Origin of the sequence: Phycobacter sedimenti, assembly GCF_038148855.1 — a bacterium.
GTDB lineage: Bacteria > Pseudomonadota > Alphaproteobacteria > Rhodobacterales > Rhodobacteraceae > Phycobacter > Phycobacter sedimenti.
Window position 1 is genome coordinate 1 of record NZ_JBBVGR010000006.1, and the last position, 8,262, is coordinate 8,262.

General features: G+C 61.0%; 5 protein-coding genes. All 5 read right to left on the reverse strand.

What is annotated here, in order from left to right; translation table 11 throughout:
- Positions 1 to 423: 423 nt before the first annotated feature.
- Entirely contained in the window at positions 424 to 3,645 is a 3,222-nt protein-coding gene (locus AADA15_RS11355; RefSeq protein WP_341641681.1) for a 2Fe-2S iron-sulfur cluster-binding protein, read from the reverse strand.
- A 183-nt stretch (positions 3,646 to 3,828) separates the two neighbouring features.
- Complete coding sequence (locus tag AADA15_RS11360) at positions 3,829 to 4,602, reverse strand: LamB/YcsF family protein (RefSeq protein ID WP_341641682.1); 774 nt, start codon at positions 4,600 to 4,602, stop codon at positions 3,829 to 3,831.
- Complete coding sequence (locus tag AADA15_RS11365; protein ID WP_341641683.1) at positions 4,599 to 5,630, reverse strand: 5-oxoprolinase subunit C family protein; 1,032 nt, start codon at positions 5,628 to 5,630, stop codon at positions 4,599 to 4,601. The genes AADA15_RS11360 and AADA15_RS11365 overlap by 4 nt, the downstream gene beginning before the upstream one ends.
- The gene (locus AADA15_RS11370; RefSeq protein WP_341641684.1) at positions 5,627 to 6,379 is read right to left on the reverse strand and encodes a 5-oxoprolinase subunit B family protein; all 753 of its coding nucleotides are present in this window, start codon (positions 6,377 to 6,379) and stop codon (positions 5,627 to 5,629) included. Before AADA15_RS11370 ends, AADA15_RS11365 begins: the two co-directional genes overlap by 4 nt.
- Positions 6,380 to 6,604: 225 nt before the next feature.
- A complete protein-coding gene (locus tag AADA15_RS11375; protein ID WP_437343191.1) occupies positions 6,605 to 8,041 on the reverse strand; it encodes a methyl-accepting chemotaxis protein in 1,437 nt (478 codons plus the stop codon).
- Between the last annotated feature and the right edge of the window lie 221 nt (positions 8,042 to 8,262).

Below are 8,262 nucleotides of genomic sequence, written 5' to 3' on the forward strand. Positions count from 1 at the left end.
TGTCCAACCGTCTCTCCGATCCGTCCCGCTCCGTCTCAGAAGCGACCCACCAGCGCCTCAGCGCCGCCGGTGAAGGGGGTTCTAGTCCCAACACAAAATACCCGCAACCCTAAAATCAAAGAAAATGGAAGAAAACTGAATGCGCCCATCAAACGGCTGAAATAAAACAATTTATTTAGGAATAATCCCTGCGCCCCTAAACACCAAAGCTGGTTTTCGCCGCATCTCCGAACCGCCTCCCCTCTGCTCGAGCGAGTCGACTGTCTGGTCAGATCAATATGTTGATGACTGACAGCAAACGACCACAAGAGACGGCCGGGATATAGCGCCTCCGGTCAGGCTTGCGAGTCGACCTGAGTCGCCCATCATGGACAGACGCAGCGCACGCCTTTAGGCGAAGCCTCCAGCGCCCGGTCCTTTCGATCAGAGATCTATCTCGATGACCCCGTCTTTTTCAGCCGCTCGGGATTGGCAGAGGATGATGGACTTCTCTCTCTGTGCCCTGGAGAGCACGAAGTCGCGATGTTCCACCTCTCCCGAGACAAGACCGCATTTGCACACGCCGCAGATGCCATCCGCGCATTTGACGTCGATATGGATGCCATGTTCAGCCAGTGCATCCGTGGCCACCTGATCGGCCGGGACATGGATTTCGCGGCCGCTACTGCGCAGCCGCAGGACAAAGGGATGATTTTCGTAGTCCGGCACGTCCGGGACCGAGAAATACTCCAGATGCCGCGCCTCCTCCGGGAAGCCCTGCCGTTCGGCGGCCTGCATCACCGCGCTCATGAACCGATCTGGGCCGCAGGTGTACACATGCCAACCATTTCGGTACCCCGACAGCACCTTGTCCAGATCGGCGCGCGTCCCCTCTGTGGACACGTGGAGATGGGCGTGATCAGCCCAGGGCGCGGTCTCGAGATCCTTCAGATAGCCCGCATCCGCCCGGTCCGTGACAGAGTAGTGCAACTCGAAGGGTTGCCCGAGCGCATGCAGACGATGAGCCATCGCGATCATCGGCGTGATGCCGATGCCTCCGCCCATGAGAAAGCTTTTCTCGGCGCTCTCATCCAGAGGGAAGTGATTGATGGGTCGGGAGATGAAGATCCGGCGCCCCTCGGTAAAGATTCGGTGCAGAAGAATTGAGCCGCCGCGGCCTTCATCCTCGCGCAGGACACCGATCTGATACCGGGAACGGTCGGCCGGATCCCCGGACATGGAGTATTGGCGCAGGAATTCGGGCGCGACCACGATATCCAGATGGGCACCGGCAGTCCATTCGGGCAGATCACCGCCATCCACAGCGGCAAACTCATACTTTGTCACATTCCGGCTCATCTGCTCGGCCTTTGACACCACCACCTGAAGCACGGGGCTATCTGCATCATTCGAATAGGTGTGATCCCATGGGCCGGTTTCGCCGCGCGTCCGGCGGAGCCTGTATTCCTCGGCCGTGATCATGGCCTGATAGGCCTCGATGCCCGCCTCCCGGTCCATCGGGAAGGGATAGGGCCACGGGTGCGGGGCCAGATTGGCAGGATAGACTGCAAGTGTCTGATCCTCGTAGCGCAGGTCCAGATCCTTTTGCAGCGCGCGGGCATTGACCGCATGACGGGTGGGGCGGTAGCCGCCGTCCTCCTCGAGCTCCAGATCCCACCACCATTTCTTGGCCGGGTTCATTTCGCCGTTGCCCAGCGCATCGTCCAGTCTGGCCAGGATCGGTGCGGCCTTTGGCATGTTCATTGCCGCCCAGCGGAAAGGGCGTTCGGCAAAGATGCCCTCCAGGTTCCAGGGACAGGTCTTCATGCAGCGTCCGCACATGGCGCCGCCCGGCGTGGTGATCCGGTAGGTGGTGCATTTCTGGCTGTCGCTTTTCCAGATCTCATAGCCGTTGAACATCAGCTTTGGACCGGCGGTAATCGCGCCGGACGGGCATTCACGCGCGCATTTGTTGCAAGCCTCGCAAAAGCTCTGCAGGCCAAAATCGATGGGCTTGTCATGCGCGAGCGGCATATCGGTCGTCACGACACCGGATTTGAGACGCGGACCGAGAAAGGGATTGAGGATCACCTCGCCGATGCGGCTGACCTCCCCCAGACCGGACAGCAAAAGCAAGGGTGGCTGCAGGACCTCTCCGTCCATCACCGTGTGCGCCTTGGCCTTGTAACCTAGGTTGCGAATCTGGCGCGCGATCACGCCGCCAAGAAGCGAGAACCTCAGGTAGGCGCGCATGGACTGAGCCACCGCAATCCAGTCATCGCCCGAGGTGCCCTCGGTCGTGTCAAAGCCCTGATCGACGATCATGCTGATCGCGTGGGGCTGGTCCGGCACGATGGGCGTGCCTGTAGCGTCATGACTGTACCAGGTCCAGTCCGGGCACCGGCTGATCCCGACGGCATCGATCCCCAGCCAGTAGCTGGCCGCCTTGATGTTATCGGCATTGCGGTCGGCATCGGCCGGGCGCTCTCCCTGCCCCGGCTGCCCGTCCTGCAACAAAACAAAGGCCCCCAGCATGCGCCGCTGCGCCATCGAGGGCGCCGCCTTGCGAGCATAAAGACCGCCGGTCGCAGCCTTCTGATTGGCCTTGCCCATATCCCCGAACTGGCTGCGGGCAAACATGTCCGCCCGCTTGGGGACCCGTGCCACGCGGGCCTCGTCAATATAGGTCGTGGGGTCCTCTACCCGCTTGAGCGTCTCGAAGGGGTGCGGCCCATCCTTGTACAGGCGCTTCGCGAAAGGATCCCCGTTCAATTCCGAGCGCTCGGATCCGGCCCCCAGCCACCATTTGGGCCCCTTTGTTGCAAGAAGCGGCTGGCGGTCCTCAGACACAAGCGGGCGGTCCATAGAAAGGTCAAAATCCGTCGTCACCGCCGCAAGACCGAAACGGTCCCCCAGATAGGGAGCGCACAGCATGTCCCCCTCCAGGGTCACAAGCCCGGCAGCAACCGCAAGCCGGTTGAGATCCACATCCGACGAGGTTCCGGTATGCGCCTTCGCATCCCAGCCCAAAAGCCGGATGTAATTGGCCAGAACCACAGCCGTTTCACTGGCCCGCAAGCAGGCCCGGTGATGTTCCGCATCCAAAAGCCAGTCGCAGCCCGCCTCACCCGGATGCGGATCTCGGGGCATCTCATAAAGGAAGACGATGGCACGCGAATGGCCGCCAATGCCGCTGGGCGGCGCCTCCATCGCATCACGCAGATCTGCCATGATCATGTCGATCCCCGAGGCCAGCGTCTTGGTCTGCTGTGTCTTCAGCTGATGCGCCAGCCGGTCGATACCGGGATTGCGATAGGGCTGATCGAGCCGGGCCTCATCCGGGAGCGGACCGATCCCGACCATCGAAGCGTCAGAAAAATACCCGAACGCCTTCAGGTGGTCCGCGCGCTCTTGTGGATCATCCGGGCATTCGGCGCGCACCTTATTGACCAGACCGTCGCGGATAGCGTCCATCATCGCCTGGTAATCCCCCATCGCATTCACGATCGACGAGGGCAGGTGCGGCCTGCTGAAGCTCAGGGGCTGGAAGGCCGGAATTGCGGACAAATCCGGCATCTCTCCTGCGGCAACCCGCCGAAGCCGTTCCAGTGGAAACGGCCCAAGGTGTACGGGCCTGTTACGCGTGGAAAAGAAACGGATCGTCATATTGGCAAGGCCCCGCTGCGGTCAACTGCTTCTGCTATAGCCGGTTCGGCCACTTGCGCATAGGAGCCAATATCCAATTTTGCCACAAAATGACATAAGCAGTTGATACTTTTACAAACAATATGATGCGGACTTCGATCTCATCCTACAACTTTGTGGCGCCGTCAGCGCACAGAGCCCTTCTCAGCCCCTCCGCCCTTCGAAACGGCGCACCTCTATGCCGCTGGCTGTCAGGCTGCTGCGTACGCTTCGGGCCAGATCTACAGCCGTTGGCGTGTCTCCATGCAGGCAGATCGTATCGATCGCCGTGGGGATGCGTTTGCCGCTTTCGGTGATGATCGCGCCTTCCTTCACCATCTCGACAATCCGTGGCCCGGCCAGCTCCGGATCATGGATGACCGCACCGGGTTTGCTGCGATCCACCAGTGTTCCGTCATCATTGTAGGCCCGATCCGCGAAGATCTCGCCGCACCAGGTGCATCCCAGATCGCGGACAACCTGCTCCATCGCCGTGGCGGCCAGCACCATGATGATGATGTCGGGATCCACGTCCAGCGCTGCCTCATAGCAGGCGCGGGCCATGTCGTAATCGGTGCAGGCCATATTCGACAGCGCGCCGTGCAATTTCAGGTGCCGAACCTCAGCGCCCAGCGCGGCCGCCATGCCCCTCGCCGCGCCCAGTTGGTAGCGCACCATATTTGCAAGAGACTCGTGCGGGATGAGCATCCTGCGGCGCCCAAAGCCCTGCAGATCGGGAAAGCCGGGATGCGCACCTATTCCCACGTTATTGTCCCGCGCCCGCGCCATTGTCGCAGCCATCACATCCGGATCGCCCGCATGGAACCCACAGGCAATATTCGCAGAGGAGACAACATCCAGCAAAGCGCCATCATCGCCCATGTTCCAGGGGCCAAAGCTTTCGCCCATGTCCGCATTCAGATCGATGCTCTTTGTCATGTGTCTTCTCCAGTGGCAAAGGGGTCGGCCATCGCAGAGACCGCACCGCTGATAAGTTGATAGGACAGAAGGTCCGACATCCCGCTGGGATCGCGCAGCAATGGCTGACAGGCACCCGGCAAGGCGCGCACCTCCCTGTCATGCTTTTCTTGCAGGTCAAGCCCGTCTTCCAGAGACACCCAGCGGAACCGGAGCAAGGCCCCGGCCTGTGCCTGCGCAACCCTTGGCAGATCACATGGCAAGACTGTTCCGATTCTCGGATAACCGCCAGTGGTCTGCGCCTCGCGCAGCAACACGAAAGGTTTACCATCTCCCGTCATCTGCACATCGCCGGGAACGATGATCTCGGACAAGATGTTCAGCTGGCCGACTGCAGCGAACCCCTCCCCGTCCGAGATCATCTCGACACCCATCCGGTTGGCGCGGGCACCGCGCCGGAACTCCGTTTCACCAAAGCGGGCGCAAACTTCGGGCGTAAACAATGCACTCTGGAAGCTTTCCACGATCCGCAGTTCACCGCCCCCAAACCGGTCTTGCGCCGCAAGGGTCAACCCGGTCTCCGTCCCGCGATCCTCGCCCGCCGGAAGAAAATCGCCTGCAGCGACGACACGTCCCAACCCGGCTGCAAGATGAGCCGACCGCGCGCCGAGGACCGGCACCGTATCGATACCACCACCAACATGCAGATACCCGTAAACGCCCCGCCTGGCCGGACCGATCTCCAGCCTTTGCCCGGCGCTCAATCCATGGCTGGCGTTCCAGGCCAGCGCAGCGCCATCCAGCATGGCCACCATAGGCGCCCCGGTCAAAGCGATCCGCAAAGGGCCGGTCGCCTCAAAGACACCGCCCATACCGCCCATCTCAAGCGCCGCCAGACCTGGGTCCTGCCGCAAAAGCGCGGCGCCCTCCGCCAGGGCCAGCACATCCGCCGCCCCGCCCCGCGACACGCCCTGGTCCAGCAGGCCGGGACGTCCAAGATCCTGGACGCTTGCCACCGGGCCGGTCTTGAGAACCTTGAGACCGCTCATGCCGGGATCTCCTCGCACGTGGCGCCTCCCATGATGGCATCATCTTCTCGCAGCTTCAGGAAATCGGTCCGTGAGACCGGCTCGAACTGCAGTTCGTCCCCTGCCCGCAACGCAAACGGCGTTTCAGCCTCGGGCCGGAACAGCATGAAGCCCGTCTGCCCCACGTGCCGCCAACCGGTGGGCGTAGAAGAAGAAAAAAGAACGAATTGCCGAATTGCCAGCACAAGAGCGCCGCGGGGAACCATCGGCGTCAGTTCGGTCTGGCGAGGCAGATCCCACTCTGGCCCAAGCTGTCCGAGGTAGGGTTGCCCCGGCGCAAAACCGATGGTCAGAACCCGCACCCGTGAGGAACCGAGGCACTCGATGGCCTGCGCCTCGGTCAAACCGGCGGCATCGGCGGCCTCGGGCAGCTGCGGTGCAAGATCCGTGCCATAGACCGTCGGAACACGCCAGAACCGGCGTCCGGGCGGCAGGGGTTCCCGGTACCAGTCACGCGCCTCAACCTGTTCCCTCAGGCGCGAAGCCAGGCGGGCGTGGTCCAGATCATGCGGGTCGAATCGAATGTAAACGGAGGCCAGAGAGGTCGAGGTTTCAAGGACACCGGCCCAGTCCAGCTCTTCCAGGCGCTGTCGAAAGGAGAGCGTCGCCCGATTCGAAGCCTCATCCAAAGCATCGGCAAAGGTGACGATCATACCCGTCAGGCCCACCGTCCGGATCCTGGGAAAACCTGAAACTGCTTGCGAATTCATCCGTGCCCCCGTTTTGCGCGACAGCGTTGCGGCGCAGCGCAGGAGTGTCAACACGCCAGTTGCGCCCCGTCACAGATGCGTGGGTGAAGGGCTCTGTTCTTTGACTTTTGACCGACTTTTTTCGAGACCGCAAAACAAAAGCGGCCGCCACTTTAGACGTGGCGAGCCGCTTTATAGGGATGCGTCTGCAAAGGGCACCGATCCTGGTGCCTGCCTGATCGCCTGTTAGAAGTCTTCCCAGCGCACGGCTTCGGCTTTTGCCGCAGCATTGCCCACAGAGCGTGCTGCCGGTCTCGACGCTTGCGAGGACGTTTTCGAAACCGAATTGGACGAGGCAGATGTCTTTGTCTCGGCCCCGATATTTGGACGGGTCTTGAAGACCTGAACCTCGCGAGACAACTGCGATGCATCATTAGACAGGATCTGCGTCGCTGCTGTTGTCTGCTCAACCATCGCCGCGTTCTGCTGCGTGACCTGATCGAGTTGCGATACACCTGCGCTGATCTCAACCAGGGTGGTCGACTGCTCAGACGCGCCGACTGCAATCTCGGAGATATGGCCGGAAATCGTGCCAACGGCATCGACAATGCGCTTCAGTTCCTCACCGCTTCGCCCAACCAGATCCACACCTGTTCCAACGTTTTCCTTACTTTCGCTGATCAGGTCCTTGATCTCGCCCGCCGCAATGGCCGAGCGTTGCGCCAGGGCACGGACTTCGGCAGCAACAACCGCGAAACCGCGCCCGGCGTCTCCGGCGCGGGCCGCTTCAACCCCGGCGTTGAGCGCAAGGAGATTGGTCTGAAAGGCGATGTCATCGATCACCGTGATGATCTTTGCAATCTTTTCGGAAGAGCTTTCGATTGCCGACATCGCGCTGATGGCATCGGAAACAACGCGTTCACTCTGTACGGCGACAGACTGTGTATTGCCGACGATCTCTTCCACCTTGTGCGCCCCCTCAGCTGCGGCGCGCACGGTCGAGGTGAGCTGCTCCAGGGCTGCCGCTGTCTGCTCGAGCGTTGCAGCCTGGCTTTCGGTACGATGCGACAGATCCGTCGAGGACTGGCTGATCTCGGAGGCCGTCTGCGTCACGGCAAAAGACACATTTTTGACCGTGTTCACGGCCTTTTCCAGCTGTTCCATCGAGCGGTTGTAAGCCTTGGCGATCACACCGATGTCTTCGGAGTTGCGGATCACGACCCGCTGACGCAGATCTCCCTCGCTCAGGGCTTGCAGACCTGCGGCGACCTCTTGCAGGGCGCGCCGCCGTTCGGTGACATCGGTCGCGATCTTGATGACCTTTTCCGTCTTTCCATCAGGGCCAGGCACCGCGGCATAGGTGGCCTGAAGCCAGACGACCGCCCCGGCCTTGGTGAGACGGGGATATTGATCCATCATGGTTCGCCCCGCCCGCAGGGCCGTCCAGAACTGCGCATAGTCTCCGCTGGCGGCAAACTTGGGGTCCACGAACATGGAGTGGTTCTTGCCCACGATCTCGTTCAGCTGATAGCCCATCAAGGACAGGAAGTTTTCATTGGCCGTGACGATGGTTCCATCGGCCTCAAACTGAATCGTGGCCTGCGTCCGCTCGATCATGTCCGCGATAACACGATCCATACCAGCTCTTTCGGGCGCCGCCCGCGTCTTACCTTTAAAAAACACTCGAAGGCTCCGCGCTGAGTTCTCTCTTGAACGATGAAACTACCGGAAAATCGCTATCCAATCTTTAACGATTGCGAAAAACACTGGACCGCTCAAAACATGTCTGTTGTTCAAAGGCATAAGCATCCGCCACAGCATAGCCAACGACAAACGATGCCACGCCCCATGCTGCAAGCAGGTCTGTCTGGCGGTCATTTGACTTCAGAATGAGAGCAGTGGCG

Excerpts from the sequence above, each read along its gene's own strand:
- AADA15_RS11355 (WP_341641681.1), bottom strand. The coding sequence starts at position 3,645 with ATGACGATCCGTTTCTTTTCCACGCGTAACAGGCCCGTACACCTTGGG.
- AADA15_RS11360 (WP_341641682.1), bottom strand. The coding sequence starts at position 4,602 with ATGACAAAGAGCATCGATCTGAATGCGGACATGGGCGAAAGCTTTGGC.
- AADA15_RS11365 (WP_341641683.1), bottom strand. The coding sequence starts at position 5,630 with ATGAGCGGTCTCAAGGTTCTCAAGACCGGCCCGGTGGCAAGCGTCCAG.
- AADA15_RS11370 (WP_341641684.1), bottom strand. The coding sequence starts at position 6,379 with ATGAATTCGCAAGCAGTTTCAGGTTTTCCCAGGATCCGGACGGTGGGC.